This window comes from Arthrobacter ginkgonis (assembly GCF_039540195.1).
In the GTDB taxonomy this organism is placed as follows: Bacteria; Actinomycetota; Actinomycetes; order Actinomycetales; family Micrococcaceae; genus Zafaria; species Zafaria ginkgonis.
In genome coordinates, this window is the sequence record NZ_BAABEO010000006.1 from 53,128 (window position 1) to 70,179 (window position 17,052).

Here is a 17,052-nt window from a genome sequence, read left to right on the forward strand (position 1 = left end):
GCCGTGGCCCCGCCCGGCCCACCCGAATTCGGAAGGAACACGATGAGCACCACCGACGCCCTGAGCACCTCCAACACGCTGCGCACCCCCTGGTCCGGAACCGCCGACGAGGCGGAACTCGAGCACTGGAGGGCCGTCGCCCGCGGCGTTGCCGACCGCCTGGCGGCCGACGTGCTGGAACGCGACCGCGCCAACCTGAACCCGGTCGCCGAGGCCGGGCTGCTGCGCTCCTCCGGGCTGCTGGACCTGCTGGTCCCGGCCGAGTTCGGTGGCGGGGGAGGGCACTTCGAGACGGCCTTCGAAACCGTGCGCATCCTCGCCACGGCGGACGGCTCCATCTCGCAGCTGCTGGCCTACCACTACTTCAACCAAGCCGGCATCGGCTTCTACGCGGAGCCGGCGGAGCAGCCCCGCTGGTGGCGGCGCACGGTCGAGGGCGGCTGGCTTTGGGGCGACTCGGTCAACCCGGTCGACCCGACCCTGGTCCTCACCCCGGAAGGCGACGGCTACCGGCTCAACGGCCTCAAGCGGTTCTCCACCGGCTCGGGCGTGGGCGAGATGATCATCGTCAACGCCGCCGTCGAGGGCGGGCAGAACCACGGCAAGGTCTACGCGTTCGTGCTGGAGACCACCCGCGAGGGCCTGGAGCTGCTCGGCGACTGGGACAACCTGGGCCAGCGGCTGACCGCCTCCGGCTCGGTGAAGTACACCGACGTGCCCGTCCGTCCCGAGGACATCCTCGGCGAGGTCACCGAGGAGCCGATCGCCACGCTGCTGACCCCCGGCGTGCAGCTGGGCTTCGGCAACTTCTACCTCGGCGTGGCCGAGGGGGCGCTGGCCCAGGGCCGCGAACTGCTGCTGGCCCGCAAGAACGCCTGGTTCCTCTCCGAGGCGGAGACCTACGCGCAGGACAAGGTGTTCCAGCGCGTGCTCGGCGAGCTGAAGGCGCGCACCGCCGCCGTTGCCGCCCTGGCCGAGAAGCTCAACCGGCGCTTCGATGCCGAGGTGGCCCGCTCGTCGGCGCTGACCGCCGAGCAGCGCGGCGAGTACGCCGTCGCCATCGCGGAGCTGAAGGTCGTGGCCACCGAGGTCGGCGTGGAGGTCGCCAGCCGGATCTACGAGGTGACCGGCGCCAGCTCCACCAGCAACGCCGTCGGACTGGACCGGTACTGGCGCAACGTGCGCACCCACTCGCTGCACGACCCGGTGGACTACAAGAAGATCGAGGTCGGCGCGTACTTCCTGCACGGGGAACTGCAGCCGCTCTCGCTCTACACCTAGGCCCCACGGCCCGGCGGCGGCCGGCACCCCGGTGCCGGCCGCCCTGCCGGCCACCCGCACCACCACATACGCACTACCTTGGAAGGGTCCGATGACCGCCACCTCCCTGCCCCGCAGCCGCCAGGCCCGCCTCTCCGCCCGGTTCCGCCCGCTCTTCGAGGAGATCGCCGCCGGGGCGGCCGAGCGCGACCGCACCCAGGCCCTGCCGCACGCCCAGATCGCAGCCCTGGCCGCGGCGGGCTTCGGCGCCGTGCGCGTCCCCGAGGCCGACGGCGGGGCCGGCGCCACCCTGCCCGAGCTCTTCGGCCTGCTCACCGAGCTGGCCGCCGCGGATCCCAGCATCGCCCAGGCCCTGCGCGGGCACTTCGCGTTCGTGGAGGACCGCCTGGTGGCCGCGCCGGGCCCGGAGCGCGACGCCTGGCTGGCGCGCTTCGTGGCGGGCGACCTGGTCGGCAACGCCTGGACCGAGGTCGGCGACGGCGCCCTGGGCGAGGTGGGAACGAAGGTCAGCCCCGACGGCAGCGGCGGCTTCGTGGTCAACGGCACCAAGTACTACTCCACCGGCAGCATCTTCGCCGACTGGATCGACACCTACGCCGAGCGCACCGACACCGGGGCCCGGGTGATCGCCGCGGTTCCCGCGCGCCAGCCCGGCGTCCGGCTGGAGGACGACTGGGACGGCTTCGGCCAGCGCACCACCGGCACCGGCACCACCGTCTTCCACGACGCGGCCGTCGACGAGGCCCACCTGATCGACTTCGACACGCGCTTCAAGTACCAGGCCGCCTTCTACCAGGCGGTGCTCCTGGCGGTCCTGGCCGGGACGGCCCGGGCCGCCGAACGCGACTTCGCGGCCGAACTCGCCGCCCGCAAGCGCACCTTCAGCCAGGGCGCGGCCGCGCTGGCCCGGGAGGACCCGCAGCTGCTCCAGGTCATCGGGGAGGTCTCGGCGGCGGCATTCGCCGGCGCGGCGACGGTCGCGCGCGTGGCGGAGGCCCTGCAGGGGGCCTACGAGTCGGCGCTCCGCCTGCACGCCGGGGAGGTGGACGAGGAGGAGGACGCCGCGGCCAACGACGCCGCCGAACTCGCCTCCGCCCAGGGGCAGGTGGCCCTCACGCCACTGGCGCTGGCGGCGGTCACCCACGCCTTCGACGCGCTGGCCGCCTCCGCGACCAGCACCGGCAAGGACCTGGACCGCCACTGGCGCAACGCCCGGACCGCCGGAAACCACAACCCGTGGGTGTTCAAGGCCCGGCTGGTCGGCGACCTGGCCGTCAACGGGCGGACGTGGCCCACGATCTGGGCCGTCGGCTCCGCGCCCGGGACCGTTGCGGGGGAGTCCGGAGCGTCCGAGCCTGGCGCGCCCGTGGCCGGCGCATCCGAAGCGGGCCCGCGACTCGACACCGCAGCACAGGCGGTGGCAGGCTTGCCAGCATGATCGTTGCCTTCTCCGTCGCCCCGTCCACTTCCAGCGAGGACGGGTCCGTCCACGACGCCGTCGCCGCCGCCGTGAAGGTGGTCCGCGAATCCGGCCTGCCCAACCGCACCTCCTCCATGTTCACCGAACTGGAGGGCGAATGGGACGAGGTCATGGACGTGGTCAAGCGCGCCACCGAGGCCGTGGCCGCCCACGGCTCCCGCGTCTCGCTGGTGCTCAAGGCGGACATCCGCCCCGGGCACACCGGCGAGCTGGACGGCAAGGTCGAACGGCTCGAATCCGCGCTGCAGGCCCTCAACGGCCCCGCGGCCGGAACGGACCTGCCGGAGTAGCGACCGCCATGGACCAGCACGCGGCGCCGGAGGCCACCCCCGAGGCGGTGGACGCCTACCTTGCGGACACTCTCGTGGGGGAGGACGAGGCCCTGCGGGCGGGCAAGCGCGCCGCGGCCGCCGCCGGCCTGCCGGCCATCGAGGTCAGCCCCGGCCAAGGCAAACTGCTGATGATGCTGGCCAAGCTGGCCGGTGCCCGCCGCATCCTGGAGATCGGCACCCTGGGCGGATACAGCACCACCTGGCTGGCTCGGGCCCTGCCGCCCGACGGCGAGCTGGTCACCTGCGAGTTCGAACCCCGCCACGCGGAGGTGGCCCGCGCCAACCTCGACGCGGCCGGCGTCGGGTCCCTGGTCACCATCCGGCCCGGCCCCGCCCTGGACACCCTTGCGGCGCTGCGGGCCGAGCGGGCCGCTCCGTTCGACGCCGCTCCGTTTGATCTGGCCTTCATCGACGCGGACAAGGAAAACAACGCCAACTACGTGCGCGCGGCCCTGGAGCTGGTGCGGCCCGGCGGACTGATCGTGCTGGACAACGTGGTGCGCCGCGGCACGGTGCTGCGCCCGGGGGACCCGGACACCGTCGAAGGCCGGGACGCGAACGGGACCCGCGCCGCGCTGGAGCTGCTCGGTTCGGACCCGCGGGTGGAGGCCACCGCCGTGCAGACCACCGGAGCCAAGGGCTGGGACGGGTTCGCGCTCGCCATTGTGCGGGGCTGATGGGGTTCGCGCTTGATGGGGTGCGCGGCTGAGGCGTGCGCGTGCGGGAAGATGGTGGCATGAGCTCCACCCCCGACCGCACCGCCCGCCACACCACCGCCCGCCACACCACGGTCCGCCGCGCCACCGCCGCTGACATCCCCGCGACCCTCGCCATGAAGCTGGCCGCGTGGCGGGAAACCTACGCGGACCAGCGCCCCGCCGCGTTCTTCGCCCGCGCCGAGGCGGCCCGCGAGCAGGAGACCGACTGGTGGCAGCGCGGCCTCGAGGCCGGTGCCGAACTGTGGATCGCCCAGGACGACGCCGGCCGCATCCTGGGGTGCGCCGGCGGCGGGGCCGCCCGCGAGGACGACGCCGGCGCGCGCGTGGGGCACGAACTGCAGATGCTTTACGTCCTCGCCGAGGCCCACGGCACCGGGCTGGGCGCCCGGCTCATGGACGCTGCCATCGGCGCCCACCCGGCCCTGGTGTGGGTGCTGGAGCGCAACCCCCGCGCCCACGCCTTCTACCGCAAGCACGGCTTCGTCCCCGACGGGCGCATCGAGCCCCTGGCCGACGGCTGGGCCGGGCTGAACGAGGTCCGCCTGGTGCGCCGCATCGCCGCCTCCGCCGTGCGCCGTGCCGCGCCGGAGTCGGGGGCGGGAGCCGGGCGTGCCTAGGCGCGCCAAGGCGGCGCCGAAGGCCTCCGGCACAAAAAATCCCGCGACGAAGAACCAGCCCGCCAAGGCCCCGGCCGGCCCGGTGCCCGGGGACTACCCGATCGACACCGGCACCGCCACCCTGGAGCGGGACTCCTACAACCCGGACGGGTGGATCCTCCACGTCAACGGGGTCCCGAGCTCCCACGTGGACCTGGCCGACCCGTCCCGGCTGGACTTCGAGTACATGCGCTGGATCGCGGCGCTGCTGCGCGAACGCTTCCCGCCGGAGGAAGCCGGCCGGCTGCGCGCGCTGCACCTGGGCGGCGGCGCCTGCTCCATGGCCCGCTGGGTGCACGCGGCCTACCCCGAGGCGCGCCAGGTCGTCGTCGAACTGGACGGAAGGCTCTCCGAACTGGTGCGCGAGTGGTTCGACCTGCCACGGGCGCCCCTGCTGCGCCTGCGCGTGGGGGAGGCCCGCCAGGTCCTCGAATCCCTCACCGACGCCACCCGGGACCTGGTCATCCGCGACGTGTTCGCCGGGGACCGGACGCCGGCGCCGCTGACTACCCTCGAATTCACCGGGCACGTGCACCGGGTGCTCGACGCCGGCGGGCTGTACGTGGTCAATTGCGGGGACACGCCGTCGCTGGCCGGGGCCCGGGCCGAGGCAGCCACGATCGGTGCGGTGTTTCGGCACGTGGCGATCATCGCCGACCCGCCCATGCTCAAGGGCCGCCGCTACGGCAACGTCATCATCGCCGGCAGCGACGCCGAGATCCCGGCCGGGCCGGGCCTGCTGCGCGAACTGCTTGGCGGGGCGGTCCCGGCCCAGCACTGGGGCGATGCCCAGGTGCGCGCCTTTGCCCGGGACGCCGAACCGAACCGGGATCCCGCACCGGGCAGCGCCGCCTGACAGCAGGGGGACCCGCGGCCGGCGCCGCAGCCCTGGCCCTGCGGCGCGACCGTGCCGGGAAACCCTATTGCGCAAGTGGCTGGAAACCGGCGCGGATTCCAGCCACTTGCGCAAGATGGTTCTGGTTCCGGTTCCGGCTGCTGGGGCTCGGAGCGCGGGGCGCTTCAGGCCGAGGGCGGCGGCCCGGCCGCGTGGAAGGGGCTGGGCGCCTCGCCCAACAGGAACCCCTCCGCCTCGGCGGTGGCCTGCCGCACCGCCTCCGCCACGGCGGCCACGGCCGGCTGCCGCAGCGACTCGGGCCGGGCCACCAGCCAGTAGGTCAGCCGCTCCGCCACCTCCCCGGGCAGGATCCTGACCAGCTCCGGGTGCTGTGCGGCCATGAAGCACGGCAGCAGGCCGATGCCCCCGCCGGCCCGGGTGGCCGCCACATGCACGAACACGTTGGTGGAGCTGATCGAATCCGCCATGCCGGGCAGGATGCGCCGGGGCGTGTCGAGGTCGTCCACCTGGAGCATCGAGTCGATGAAGTACACCAGCGGATGCTCCAGCACCTGCCCCAGGCTGGAGGGCATCCCGTGCTCGGCGATCCACCCGGCCGAGGCAAAAAGGCCCAGCCGGTAGTCGCCCAGCCGGATGGCCCGGGCGCGGTGCACCTGCGGCTGGCCCACCACGATCTCGATGTCCAGCCCGGAGCGGATCTGGGACGCCCGCCGGGTGGCCACCACGATCTCCACCCGGATGCCCGGGTGGCGCCGGCGCAGCCGGGCGATGGCCGGGGACACCACGTAGGCGCTCATCCCGTCGGTGGCGCTCAGGCGCACCACGCCGGAGATGCCGGGCCCGCCCGACGGGCCGCCGGTCAGGCCCGCCACCGCCGCGGCCACCGCCTCGGCCGCCTCGGCAGCCCGCGTCCCCAGCTCGGTGAGCTCCCAGCCGCCGGGGGTCCGGGCCAGCACGTGGTCGCCGAGCGCCTTCTCCAGGGTCGCGATGCGCCGCGACACGGTGGTGTGGTTGATCCCCAGCTCCTCCGCGGCGGTCGCAAACCGGCCCGTCTGGGCCACCGCGCGTAGGATCAGCAGGTCGTCCGCCTGCGGCGTCCCTTCCATATCCGCCTTCCGACGTGCGTTTTTGCAGGGCTGGCCTGCATGGTTCGTCATTGCTGTGCAGTGTTGCCCACACCATACTCGTGTCAGATCCCGTGATGCACATCACGTCTCGGGAACCGCCTCCGGCGCCATCACTCCACCAGCCCCCACAAGGAGACGACATGAGTCCCACCAGCGCGGCGCACGGCCGCTCGGCGAACCAGTCAGGCCTCAAGCGCATCGTCAGCGCGTCCATGGCCGGCACGGTCGTGGAATGGTACGACTTCTTCCTCTACGCCTCGGCCGCGGCCCTGGTGTTCGGCACCCAGTTCTTCCCCAAGACCGGCAACCCGCTGGACGGCGTGATCGCCGCCTTCCTCACCTACGCCGTCGGCTTCGTGGCGCGCCCGCTGGGCGGGGTGGTCTTCGGGCATCTCGGCGACAAGCTCGGACGCAAGTACACGCTGCAACTGACCATCGTCCTGATCGGCGTGGCCACGGTGCTGATGGGCTGCCTGCCCACCATCAACCAGATCGGCTACTGGGCCCCGGTCCTGCTGGTCACCCTGCGCTTCGTCCAGGGCCTGGCCCTCGGCGGCGAATGGGGCGGCGCCGTGCTGCTGGTGGCCGAGCACTCCCCGAACGAATCGCGCGGCTTCTGGGCCTCCTGGCCGCAGGCGGCCGTGCCGGTGGGCAACCTGCTGGCCACCGTCGTCCTGTTCGCGATGTCCTCGCTCCTGCCGTCCGAGGCGTTCCTGTCCTGGGGCTGGCGCGTGGCGTTCTGGCTCTCCGCCGTCGTCGTGGTGGTCGGATACTTCATCCGCACCCGCATCACCGAGGCCCCGATCTTCGAGGAGGCCCGCCAGGAGGTCGCCGAGACCAAGGCCGTCTCCTACGGGATCGGCGAAGTGGTGCGCCAGTACCCGCGCGGCATCCTGACCGCCATGGGCCTGCGCGTGGCCGAAAACATCCTGTACTACATCGTGGTCAGCTTCTCGATCGTCTACCTGGCCAGCCTCCAGGTGGACACCAAGCAGATCCTCGGCCTGCTCGCGATCGCCCACGTGTTCCACTTCGTCTTCGTGCCCCTCGCCGGCCGCCTCTCCGACGCCGTGGGCCGCCGCCCGGTCTACCTCACCGGCGCGCTGCTCGGCGCCACCTGGGGCTTCTTCGCCTTCCCCATGTTCGGCACCAAGAACCCGCCCGTGATCGTGCTGGCGATCGTGATCGGCCTGGCCTTCCACGCCCTGATGTACGCGGGCCAGCCGGCGATCATGGCGGAGATGTTCCCCACCCGCATGCGCTACTCCGGCGTCTCGCTGGGCTACCAGGTCACCTCGATCTTCGCCGGGTCGCTGGCCCCGATCATCGCCACCCAGATCCTCAAGGAAACCGGCGGCTACATGGGCGTGAACATCTACCTGCTCATCGCCAGCGCCATCACCGTTGCGGCCGCCCTGGCCATGCGCGAGACCCGCGGCGCCTCCCTGCGCGAGATCGATGCTACGGACCGCGCCAAGCGCGCCAACCCCGCCGAGGTCGGCGCGTGAGCCTCGACGCGACGGCGCTCCACGGAAAGCGCGAACGCCAGACGGAGTCGGCGGAATCCGCCGCCGGCCCGCTGGCCGGGCGCCGCGTCCTGGTCACCGGGGCCGCCAGCGGCATCGGGGCGGCCATCGCCCGGGCGCTCGCGGCCCGCGGCGCGGCCGTGACCCTCGCGGACCGGGACGCCCCGGCGCTGGAATCCGTGGCCGCACTGCTCGCCGAGGAGCTGCCGGACGCCGCCGCGGCCGTGCCGTGGGTGGTGGACCTGCTGGACACCGGGGCCCTGTCCAACGAACGCCTGGACTTCGACATCCTGGTCAACAACGCCGGGATCCAAAAGATCGCCCCGATCGAGGAGTTCGATCCGGCCGACTTCCGCCGCATCCTCACCCTCATGCTGGAGGTCCCGTTCCTGCTGACCCGGGCGGTGCTGCCGGGCATGTACGAACGCGGCTTCGGGCGGATCATCAACGTCTCCTCCGTGCACGGCCTGCGGGCGTCCCCCTACAAGGCGGCCTACGTCTCGGCCAAGCACGGGCTGGAGGGGTTCTCCAAGGTGACGGCGCTGGAGGGCGGCCCGCACGGGGTCACCTCCAACTGCATCAACCCCGGTTACGTGCGCACGCCGCTGGTGGAGCGCCAGATCGCCGACCAGGCCCGGCTGCACGGGATCCCCGAGGCGGAGGTGCTCTCCCGGGTAATGCTCACCGAGTCCGCCATCAAGCGCCTGGTGGAGCCGGAGGAGGTGGCCGCGCTGGCCGCGTGGCTGGCCTCCGACGACGCCGGCATGGTCACCGGAGCCTCCCACGCCATGGACGGCGGCTGGTCGGCCCGGTAGGGCCCCAACCCCCCGGTGCCGGCCGGCGCCGGGGGGTTGGCTATGCGATGGGGCTAGGCGATGGCCTGCTCGATCACGCCGATGCTGAAGAACAGCAGGAACGCCGCGGCGACGACCCACATGAGCGGATGCACTTGGCGGGCGCGCCCCTGGATGGTGCGGATGAAGGCGTAGGCGATGAACCCGGCGCCGATGCCGTTGGCGATCGAGTAGGTGAACGGCATCAGGGTGAAGGTCAGGAACGCCGGAATGGCCAGGCCCAGGTCGGTCCAGTCGATCTTGGTGATGTGGGAAATCATCAGGAAGCCGACGATGACCAGTGCCGGGGCCACGGCCTCGAACGGGACCAGGTAGACCAGCGGGGTCAGGAACATCGCGGCGAGGAAGAGCACGCCGGTAACGATCGAAGCCAGGCCCGTGCGGGCGCCTTCGCCGATGCCGGCGCTGGATTCGACGTAGATCTGGTTGGAGGAGGTGGACGCGGCGCCACCGGCGATCGCGCCGAGGGCGTCGACCAGCAGGACCTTGTCCTGGTTGGGGAAGTTGCCTTCCTTGTCCACGCTGCCGGCCTCGTGGGCCAGGCCCACCATGGTGCCCATGGCGTCGAAGAAGATCGAGAGCAGGATGACGAAGGCCAGCAGGGTGGCGGAGGTGACGCCCAGATGGGTGAAGGCGCCGAAGATGTCCGCCTGGCCGATCAGCGACAGGTCCGGGGCTCCCCAGGCCGGCAGCGAAGGCACCACCAGGGACCAGCCCTGCGGGTTGGCCGTGCCGGTGGCCGCATCGAAGCTGGGACCGATGTGGAAGACGGCCTCAAGGATGTTGGCCAGCACCGCGGAGGCCACGATGCCGATCAGGATGGCGCCCCTGGTCTTGCGCACCACCAGGGCGATGGTCAGCAGCAGGCCGAAGACGAAGACCAGCGTTGGCCAGCCGAGCAGCTGGCCGTTGATGCCCAGGCCCACCGGCACGGTGGTTCCGGCGGAGTCCGGGACGCGGCGCACGAAGCCCGCGTTGACCAGGCCGATGAACGCAATGAACATGCCGATGCCGACGACGATCGCGGACTTCAGGCTCGCCGGGACGGCCTTGAACACGGCATTCCGGAAACCGGTGAGGACCAGCACCAGCATGGTCAAACCGGAGACGACCACCAGCCCCATGACGTCGGGCCATGTCAGTCCCGGGTTGGCCGCGACGGTGACGGCGATGAAGGCGTTCACGCCCAGGCCGGTGGCCATGGCGAACGGGTGGCGCGCCCACGCGCCCATCAGGATGGTCATGATGCCGGCGACGAGCGCCGTGGCCGCGGCGACGCGGGAGATGCCCAGCGCGTTGCCGGCGCTGTCCGCCCCGGAGAGGATGAGCGGGTTGAGCACCACGATGTAGCTCATGGCAAAGAAGGTGGCAAAGCCGCCGCGGATCTCGCGGGAGTACGTGGAGCCGCGTTCGGTGATCTTGAAGTAGCGGTCCAGGAGGGAGGGTTCCTGAGTAGACACCTGATTAGACATGGGCCAAATCCTACTGTCCGGTAGAGAGTGCTCCCGCAGCTTTCCGGCCTGACGTGGCGGACGCCACGCCGGGCAGGTGGCCTCTCATGGATCGCCCGCGGCGGCAGGTGAACAATGGTGGCAGGACACCTGCAGGCATCCTGCCCTATCGGGTCCGCGCGAACAAGGAGAGAGGCCATGGGCGAAGAGCACGCCGGCACCCCGGCGACGGAGCGCATCAGCGGGATCGTGGTCGGCGTGGACGGGTCGGAGCAGGCCGAGGGCGCCCTGCGCTGGGCGGCGGAAGAGGCCGCCCGCCGCGGCGTTCCGCTGAACATCGCCACCGCCTACACCATTCCGGTCTTCGCGGCCTCAAGCATGGACGCCGGCTACGCCACCCTGGACGACGAAGCCATCCGCGAGGGCGCCGAGGAGGTGGCCCGGGAGGCCAGCGAGTCGGTCGACGTCCCGGGACTGGAGGTGCGCACGCTCGTCGAATCGGGCGACGCCGCCGGCGTGCTGCTGGACTTCAGCGCGCAGGCCGACCTCGTCGTCGTCGGCTCCCGCGGCCGCGGCGGATTCGTGGGCCGCCTGCTCGGGTCGGTGAGCAGCGCGCTGCCGGCGCACGCGAAGTGCCCCACCGTCGTCGTGCCCCTGGTGCCGGCCGACGAGGCGGCGCCGGTCCGGCGCGACGTGGTGGCCGTCGGCGTCGACGGCTCCGAACGGGCCCGCCGCGCCGTGCTGGTCGCGGCCGAGCAGGCGCGGCGCCTGGGGGTGCCGCTGCGGGTGGTCTGTTCCGTGCCGCCGATCAGCGGATCGCTGGCCTGGATGCCGGCGACCACGGACCAGGAGGAGGTGCTGGCGGACGTGCGCCACCACCTGGACAACGGCCTGCTGTGGCTTTCCAGCCACTTCCCGGGGATGCGGCTGGAAAGCGAGGTCATCGAGGGGGCCCCGGTCGAGACCCTGATCCGGGAGTCCGCCACCTCGCTGCTGCTGGTCACCGGCTCGCGCGGGCGCGGCGGGTTCACGGGGATGCTGCTCGGCTCCACCAGCCAGGGCGTGCTCCACCACGCCAAGGGGCCGGTCATGGTGGTCCCGGACGGCGAGGATGTGCGGCTCGCGGACCGCAGCCGGTTCGACGACGCCGGATAGACCCGCCGGCGGGCAGGTAGATCCGGAGGGGTCAGTACCGGCCGGCGTACGGGTAGATGTTGTACATCCCCGCGTAGTTCAGCGCGGTCACGGAAATGCCCGTGCTCGGGTTGCGCGCATGCACGATCTGTCCGTTACCGAGGTAGATCGCCACGTGGTAGAACGATGCGCCGCCGTTGCTGGACCAGAACACTAGGTCGCCGCGCTTGAGCTCGCCCAGCGGGACCTTGTGCGGGGCGGCGAAGTACTGCTGCGTCGAGGTGCGCGGGAGCGAGAGCCCGCCCTTGGCGAACGCGGCACGGGTGAAGGCCGAGCAGTCGTACAGGGACGGGCCGTTGCCGCCGTACCTGTAGCCGATGGAGGCGTCGGCCGCGGTGGCCACCGCCCACCTGATCGCCGGCTCGACGATGCCGGAGGAGGTCGCCGGCAGCGGGGCGGCGGGCTGCTCGGGCTCCGCGGGGGTCGGCGTCTTGGCGGGGGCCGGCTCCTTGCTGGGAGCCGGTGTTTTGGCGGGGGTTGGCGCCTTCGTGGGGGCCGCCGGGGATTCGGCAGCGGGAGGCTTGGTGGCCGGTGCCGCGGACGGAGTGGCGGGCTTGGCCGCAGCGGTGGTGGAGGGCGCCTTGGACGGGGTCGCGACCGGGGCGGGCGCCGGGTCCAGCGCCGTTTCGTCCCGCCCGCCGGGCACCAGCGCGTTGGAGACCGGAGCGGCGTCGGGCACCTCCGCGGGCGCCTGCGGCGCCGCGGCGTGGGCGGCGGGTGCGCTCGCCGCGGGCGTGGAGGGTGCGGCGGCCAGGGCGGCGGCCAGCGCGGTTTCGCGGGCGGCGGCCTCCTTGGCCGCGATCCGGCGTTCCTCCTCGGCAACGCTGCTGTCCCGCAGGAAGGCCAACTGCCCGATCAGCGCGTCCCGGACCTCCTCCTGGGCGTCGAGGCGTGCGGCGTAGGCGGCCTGCGTGCGTGCGGCATCCTCCTGGGCGGCCCAACTGTCCCCGGCGGCCTCCGCGGCAGCGGCCTCGGTCTGGGCGGCGTAGTTCTCCCACTCGGTCCACAGCGCGGCGGCCTGCTGCGCGGTGCTGAAGGTCCGCGACCGGTTGGCGGCCAGCGCCTCCATGGTCGAGGCCTTGTAGAGGACGTCGTTGTTCTCGGCGGATTCGAACAGCTCGGACACTCCGGGGGCGATGCCGCCGTTGCGGTAGAGGTCGCCGGCGATCTGCCCGACCTGCGACTTGACGGCGTCGTAGTACTCCGCGGCCCGGTCCGCCTGGGTGCGCGCCTCGGAGGCTGCGGCGGTGCGTTCGGCGAGCGTCTCGGTGGCCGCGGTGTAGCTGTCCTGGTCCCCGAGGGCGGCGGCTTCGGCCTCCAGCAGCTCCTGGGTGGAGGCCGCGATGAGGGCCTCGACCTGTTCGACCATTGCCTTCAGGGCGGTGGGGTCCTTTTTGGCGGCCTTGATCTCGTCCTCGTCAGGCAGGGAGGGAGAGTCAGGCAGCGAGGGGGAGGCCGGGAGGACCGTGCCGAAGGCGGTGGAGGCATGGGAGGTGCTGGCGAGGGTGGCGTTGGCCTCGCTGGGGGCGGCCTGCGCGGGGAGGCCGGCGACCAGAGTGGAGGCCAGCAGGGCCATGGTGCACGCGGCAACGCTCAGGGGGCGGCGCAGGACCATGCTCACTTCCTCACTTCGTCGCGGCGGCGGGGCAGGCGGCGGCCGCGCGGGCGGGGCGCGGGCTCACACGGGCGGCGGGCCATGCCGAAGAACGGCCGGACCCGCTGCCAAGTCGAGCATAGGCAACCTTTTGTAACACTGGCAACACCAGTCCCACAAGGCCACATTAACAACATGGGTTCGTTTTCCGCACCGCGGAATCGGCTCTCTGGATCCTTTCACGACGGGAGCGCTGCGGCCCGTCGCCGCGCGGGGTTGCTCCGGGCGCCGGCGCTGGCTTTTCGAGGCCGTTGCGCTGGTTTTCTTTTCCGGGGCATGGCGCCGGGCTTCGCCGGGCCGTCGCCATGCCCCGCCGCCCCGGACCGCCGTCGTGCCGGACTTCCCGCGGACCGCCGCGGACCCGCGTCAGTCGTGGCTGGCGGGTTCGTGCCCCAGGTGCCCCTCGGGCTCCAGCTGGAACGTGCAGTGCTCGGTCGCGAAGTGCTCGCCGAGGCAGTCCTGCAGGCGGTCCAGCACGTGGTGGGCGCCGTCGGGGGTGAGGAACTCCGGGTCCACCACCACGTGCGCCGAGCACACCGGCACGCCGGAAGTGATCGTCCAGGCGTGCAGGTCGTGCACGCCGCGCACGCCCTCCACGGAGAGCAGGTGGCGGCGCAGGTCGTGCAGGTCGACGCCGCGCGGGACGGCCTCGAGCAGCACGTCGACGACCTCGCGCAGCAGGCTCCAGGCGCGCGGCAGGATCAGCAGCGCGATCACGATCGAGGCGATGGCGTCGGCGGCCGTGTACCCGGTGAACAGGATGACGGCGCCGGCAACCAGCACCGCGACCGAGCCCAGCAGGTCCCCGAGCACCTCCAGGTAGGCGCCGCGCACGTTCAGGCTTTCCTTGTGTCCGCCGTGCAGCACCAGCAGGCAGGCCAGGTTGGCCGCCCCGCCCAGGGCCGCCGCGACCAGCATGGCGGGGGTGTCGATCTCGTGCGCCCGGCCTACCCGGGGGATCGCCTCGATGAGGATGACGACGGCGATGGTCGCCAGCACGACCGCGTTGGCCAGCGCGGCCAGCACCTCCGCGCGCTGCCAGCCGTAGGTGCGGCGGATGGTTGCGGGGCGGGCCGCGGCCCACGCGGCGAACAGGGCGATGCTCACCCCGGCGGCATCGGAGAGCATGTGGCCGGCGTCGGCGAGCAGGGACAGGGAGCCGGACACCCAGGCCCCCACCAGCTGGACCAGCACCCCCACCAAGGTGATGGCCACGACGATCATCAGCTTGCGGCGGTGCCGGCCGGTGGCGGTGCCCCCGGTCAGCCCGTGCGAATGCCCGTGCGAATCGTGGGCCCCATGAGCGGGTTCCCGGCCGGGTGCGTGGCCGTGGCGGCCGTCGTCGTGGTGCTGGCCGTGGGCGTCGTCCGCGTGCCCCGCGGCATGCCGGTCGCGCATCAGCCCCACCCCAACTCGTGCAGGGTGGCGTCGTCGATGCCGAAGTGGTGGGCGACCTCGTGGACCACGGTGATGCCGATTTCCTCCACCACGTCCTCCTCGGTGTCGCAGATGTCCAGGATGGCGTCCTTGTAGACGATGATCCGGTCCGGCAGCGCCCCGGCGGCCCAGCCGAAGTCGCGCTCGGTCAGCGGGGTTCCGTCGTAGAGGCCCAGCAGGACGGTGTCCGGGTCCTCATGGGGAAGGGGCTCGTAGCGGTCCTCGACGAAGAGGGCCACGTTGTCCATCACCGCGCGCAGCTGGGCGGGGATTTCCTCCAGCGCCCGCACCACGGCGGCTTCGAAATCGTCCTCGGACATCACGTAGGCCATGTCAGGACTCTACGTACCTTCGGCGGAATTGTGCTGCGTTTGTGCGGGTGCCGGGCCGAATTGTGGGGCCGAAAGGGCGACACTTTTCTCCGCGCACCCGCACAAACACGTCACTTTTCCGGGGTGGGGCAAGGGGGTGGGGAGGGCGCGGAAGAGGGGGCGGGAGGGGCGTGCGGAGCCGATTTGGCGCTTGGCGAAAAGTCCTCTATAGTTTTTCAAGTCCGCAGCGCGGGAGTGATTCCGCGACGCAGACGCTGGCCCCCATCGTCTAGCGGCCTAGGACACCGCCCTTTCACGGCGGCGGCACGGGTTCGAATCCCGTTGGGGGTACTCGTAGGACAAGGATTTGCCGAGCGAAAAACGCTCTGGTAGAGTCTTCGTCTTGTGAGCGAGGGATGCCTCGATAAAAACATGCAAGGCCCTGTAGCGCAGTTGGTTAGCGCGCCGCCCTGTCACGGCGGAGGTCGCGGGTTCAAGTCCCGTCAGGGTCGCTCAGGTTTTCCGGGCGACTGGAAGATCGTGGCGATCATCGGAAGATGGTTTCCAGGCTCTGTAGCTCAGTTGGTAGAGCGTTCGACTGAAAATCGAAAGGTCACCGGATCGACGCCGGTCGGAGCCACCAGCTAGAACCCCGCGTCCCGCAAGGGAAGCGGGGTTTTCTGTTTGCCCCCCACCCCGGCCCCTTCCCCTTCATTTCCGCGCCCGCAGGTCCATACTTGGTCCCAGCGGAAGGACCCGGCACCAAGCCCAGGTCCGGGGCCGGCCGCGCGGAGGTGGAGATGGCCACGCTGAGCTTCCTCGGTGCAGCCGGCACGGTGACCGGTTCCAAGCACCTCCTTGAGGTCGGCGGCAAGCGGATCCTCGTCGACTGCGGGCTCTTCCAGGGACTGAAGAACCTGCGCGAACTCAACTGGAAGCCGCTGCCCGAGCAGGCGCAGTCCATCGACGCGATCGTCCTCACCCACGCGCACGTGGACCACATCGGTTACCTGCCCCGGCTGGTCAAGGCGGGATACCGCGGCCCCGTCTACTGCACCCCGGGCACCGCGGACGTCGCCGGTCTGATCCTGCGCGACTCCGCCCACCTGCAGGAACAGGACGCCTACCTGGCCAACAAGTACGGCTTCACCCGGCACACCCCGGCCGAGCCGCTCTACACCCTCCTCGATGCGGAGCTGGCGCTCGAGCTTTTCCGCACCATCGATTTCCACAAGCCCACCGAGCTGCACCCGCTTTCCGCCACCGCCACCTTCCGCCGCGCCGGCCACATCCTGGGCGCGGCCACCGTGCAGATCGACTGGGGCGGACGCAGGGTGGTCTTTTCCGGAGACCTGGGACGCTACTCGGACCCCGTGATGCTGGACCCCGACCCGGTCACGGAAGCCGACGTCGTGGTGGTCGAATCCACCTACGGCGACCGCATGCACGAGGACCGGGACCCCGCGCAGGCGGTCGGCGAAATCGTCCGCGACACCATCATGCGCGGGGGCACGCTGCTGGTCCCCGCCTTTGCGGTGGGCCGCGCGCAGTCACTGCTGTACCACCTCTGGCGGGGCCGGGAGCAGGGCCTGCTTCCCGCCCGGGTACCGATCTACCTGGACAGCCCGATGTCCATCAACGCGACCGAACTGCTGTCCCGGCATCCCGACGACCACCGGCTGACCCCGGCCCAATGCGCCGCCGCCTTCGGAATCGCCACCTACGTGCGCGACCCCGAACTGTCCCGGTCCCTCAGCGCGGACCCGAGCCCCAAGGTGATCATCTCCGCCAGCGGCATGGCCAGCGGCGGCCGTGTCCTGCATCACCTGGCCGCGTTCGGCGGCGATGAACGCAGCACGGTCCTCCTCACCGGGTTCCAGGCTCCCGGCACCCGGGGGCGGGCGCTGCTCCGGGGGGAGCGCGAGATCCGCATCCACGGCGAATGGAAGCACATCGGTGCCGAGGTCAAGGAGCTGCGGATGCTGTCGGCGCACGCCGACGCCGGCGAACTGCTGCGCTGGCTGGGCCGGTTCAAGCCCGTGCCCTCGCACGCGTTCATCGTGCACGGGGAAGCGGAGGCCGCGGAGGCGTTGCGCATGGGTTTGCGGCGCAGATTCGGCTGGGAGGCTCGGGTGCCCCGGCACAACCAGACGTTCAACTTGTGAGACCCGTGG

The 17,052-nt window shown here is 71.8% G+C and carries 15 protein-coding genes and 3 tRNA genes; 13 read left to right on the forward strand and 5 right to left on the reverse strand.

Annotated features, from left to right (window positions below; genetic code table 11):
* The first annotated feature begins 42 nt into the window (after nucleotides 1-42).
* The 6 genes from ABD912_RS01750 to ABD912_RS01775 all read left to right on the forward strand — a co-directional run bounded on the left by ABD912_RS01750 (nucleotide 43) and on the right by ABD912_RS01775 (nucleotide 5,324).
* Complete coding sequence (locus ABD912_RS01750; protein ID WP_345148002.1) at nucleotides 43-1,281, forward strand: acyl-CoA dehydrogenase family protein; 1,239 nt, start codon at nucleotides 43-45, stop codon at nucleotides 1,279-1,281.
* Nucleotides 1,282-1,372: 91 nt separating this feature from the next.
* Nucleotides 1,373-2,719, forward strand: coding sequence for an acyl-CoA dehydrogenase family protein (locus tag ABD912_RS01755; protein ID WP_345148003.1), 1,347 nt, complete (start codon nucleotides 1,373-1,375; stop codon nucleotides 2,717-2,719).
* Nucleotides 2,716-3,051: a thiamine-binding protein gene (locus ABD912_RS01760; protein ID WP_345148004.1), complete on the forward strand. Its 336-nt coding sequence runs from the start codon at nucleotides 2,716-2,718 to the stop codon at nucleotides 3,049-3,051. The genes ABD912_RS01755 and ABD912_RS01760 overlap by 4 nt, the downstream gene beginning before the upstream one ends.
* Nucleotides 3,052-3,059: 8 nt before the next feature.
* Nucleotides 3,060-3,770, forward strand: coding sequence for an O-methyltransferase (locus tag ABD912_RS01765; RefSeq protein ID WP_345148007.1), 711 nt, complete (start codon nucleotides 3,060-3,062; stop codon nucleotides 3,768-3,770).
* Between the two features lie 59 nt (nucleotides 3,771-3,829).
* Nucleotides 3,830-4,429, forward strand: coding sequence for a GNAT family N-acetyltransferase (locus ABD912_RS01770; RefSeq protein WP_345148008.1), 600 nt, complete (start codon nucleotides 3,830-3,832; stop codon nucleotides 4,427-4,429).
* The gene (locus ABD912_RS01775; protein ID WP_425548008.1) at nucleotides 4,422-5,324 is read left to right on the forward strand and encodes a spermidine synthase; all 903 of its coding nucleotides are present in this window, start codon (nucleotides 4,422-4,424) and stop codon (nucleotides 5,322-5,324) included. Before ABD912_RS01770 ends, ABD912_RS01775 begins: the two co-directional genes overlap by 8 nt.
* 164 nt (nucleotides 5,325-5,488) lie before the next feature.
* Here the strand turns inward: ABD912_RS01775 and ABD912_RS01780 are convergent, their stop codons facing one another.
* A complete protein-coding gene (locus tag ABD912_RS01780; RefSeq protein ID WP_345148009.1) occupies nucleotides 5,489-6,430 on the reverse strand; it encodes a LysR family transcriptional regulator in 942 nt (313 codons plus the stop codon).
* Nucleotides 6,431-6,591: 161 nt separating this feature from the next.
* Between ABD912_RS01780 and ABD912_RS01785 the strand changes: the two genes are divergently transcribed.
* Both ABD912_RS01785 and ABD912_RS01790 read left to right on the forward strand, forming a co-directional pair.
* Nucleotides 6,592-7,959, forward strand: a complete 1,368-nt coding sequence (locus tag ABD912_RS01785; RefSeq protein ID WP_345148011.1) for an MFS transporter — start codon at nucleotides 6,592-6,594, stop codon at nucleotides 7,957-7,959.
* Nucleotides 7,960-8,030: 71 nt separating this feature from the next.
* On the forward strand, nucleotides 8,031-8,792 hold the full coding sequence (locus ABD912_RS01790; protein ID WP_345148241.1) for a 3-hydroxybutyrate dehydrogenase: 762 nt from the start codon (nucleotides 8,031-8,033) through the stop codon (nucleotides 8,790-8,792).
* A gap of 53 nt (nucleotides 8,793-8,845) precedes the next feature.
* Here ABD912_RS01790 and ABD912_RS01795 read toward each other — a convergent pair whose 3' ends face one another.
* Nucleotides 8,846-10,303, reverse strand: a complete 1,458-nt coding sequence (locus tag ABD912_RS01795) for an NCS2 family permease (protein WP_345148013.1) — start codon at nucleotides 10,301-10,303, stop codon at nucleotides 8,846-8,848.
* Between the two features lie 177 nt (nucleotides 10,304-10,480).
* Here ABD912_RS01795 and ABD912_RS01800 point away from each other — a divergent pair, with 177 nt between their 5' ends.
* Complete coding sequence (locus tag ABD912_RS01800) at nucleotides 10,481-11,437, forward strand: universal stress protein (protein ID WP_345148014.1); 957 nt, start codon at nucleotides 10,481-10,483, stop codon at nucleotides 11,435-11,437.
* 31 nt (nucleotides 11,438-11,468) lie between these two features.
* Here the strand turns inward: ABD912_RS01800 and ABD912_RS01805 are convergent, their stop codons facing one another.
* The 3 genes from ABD912_RS01805 to ABD912_RS01815 all read right to left on the reverse strand — a co-directional run bounded on the left by ABD912_RS01805 (nucleotide 11,469) and on the right by ABD912_RS01815 (nucleotide 14,899).
* Nucleotides 11,469-13,091 carry a C40 family peptidase gene (locus ABD912_RS01805; RefSeq protein WP_345148017.1) on the reverse strand — a complete coding sequence of 541 codons (1,623 nt, stop codon included), beginning with the start codon at nucleotides 13,089-13,091 and terminating at the stop codon, nucleotides 11,469-11,471.
* 405 nt (nucleotides 13,092-13,496) lie between these two features.
* Nucleotides 13,497-14,528, reverse strand: coding sequence for a cation diffusion facilitator family transporter (locus tag ABD912_RS01810; RefSeq protein WP_345148019.1), 1,032 nt, complete (start codon nucleotides 14,526-14,528; stop codon nucleotides 13,497-13,499).
* On the reverse strand, nucleotides 14,528-14,899 hold the full coding sequence (locus tag ABD912_RS01815; protein WP_345148021.1) for a metallopeptidase family protein: 372 nt from the start codon (nucleotides 14,897-14,899) through the stop codon (nucleotides 14,528-14,530). The genes ABD912_RS01810 and ABD912_RS01815 overlap by 1 nt, the downstream gene beginning before the upstream one ends.
* 257 nt (nucleotides 14,900-15,156) lie before the next feature.
* Here ABD912_RS01815 and ABD912_RS01820 point away from each other — a divergent pair.
* From ABD912_RS01820 to ABD912_RS01835, 4 genes are all read left to right on the forward strand, one after another.
* Nucleotides 15,157-15,229: transfer RNA gene (locus tag ABD912_RS01820), tRNA-Glu, on the forward strand.
* Nucleotides 15,230-15,316: 87 nt separating this feature from the next.
* Nucleotides 15,317-15,390: transfer RNA gene (locus ABD912_RS01825), tRNA-Asp, on the forward strand.
* 55 nt (nucleotides 15,391-15,445) lie between these two features.
* A tRNA-Phe gene (locus tag ABD912_RS01830) sits at nucleotides 15,446-15,521 on the forward strand.
* A gap of 157 nt (nucleotides 15,522-15,678) precedes the next feature.
* Complete coding sequence (locus ABD912_RS01835) at nucleotides 15,679-17,043, forward strand: MBL fold metallo-hydrolase (RefSeq protein ID WP_345148023.1); 1,365 nt, start codon at nucleotides 15,679-15,681, stop codon at nucleotides 17,041-17,043.
* The last annotated feature ends 9 nt before the right edge of the window (nucleotides 17,044-17,052 follow it).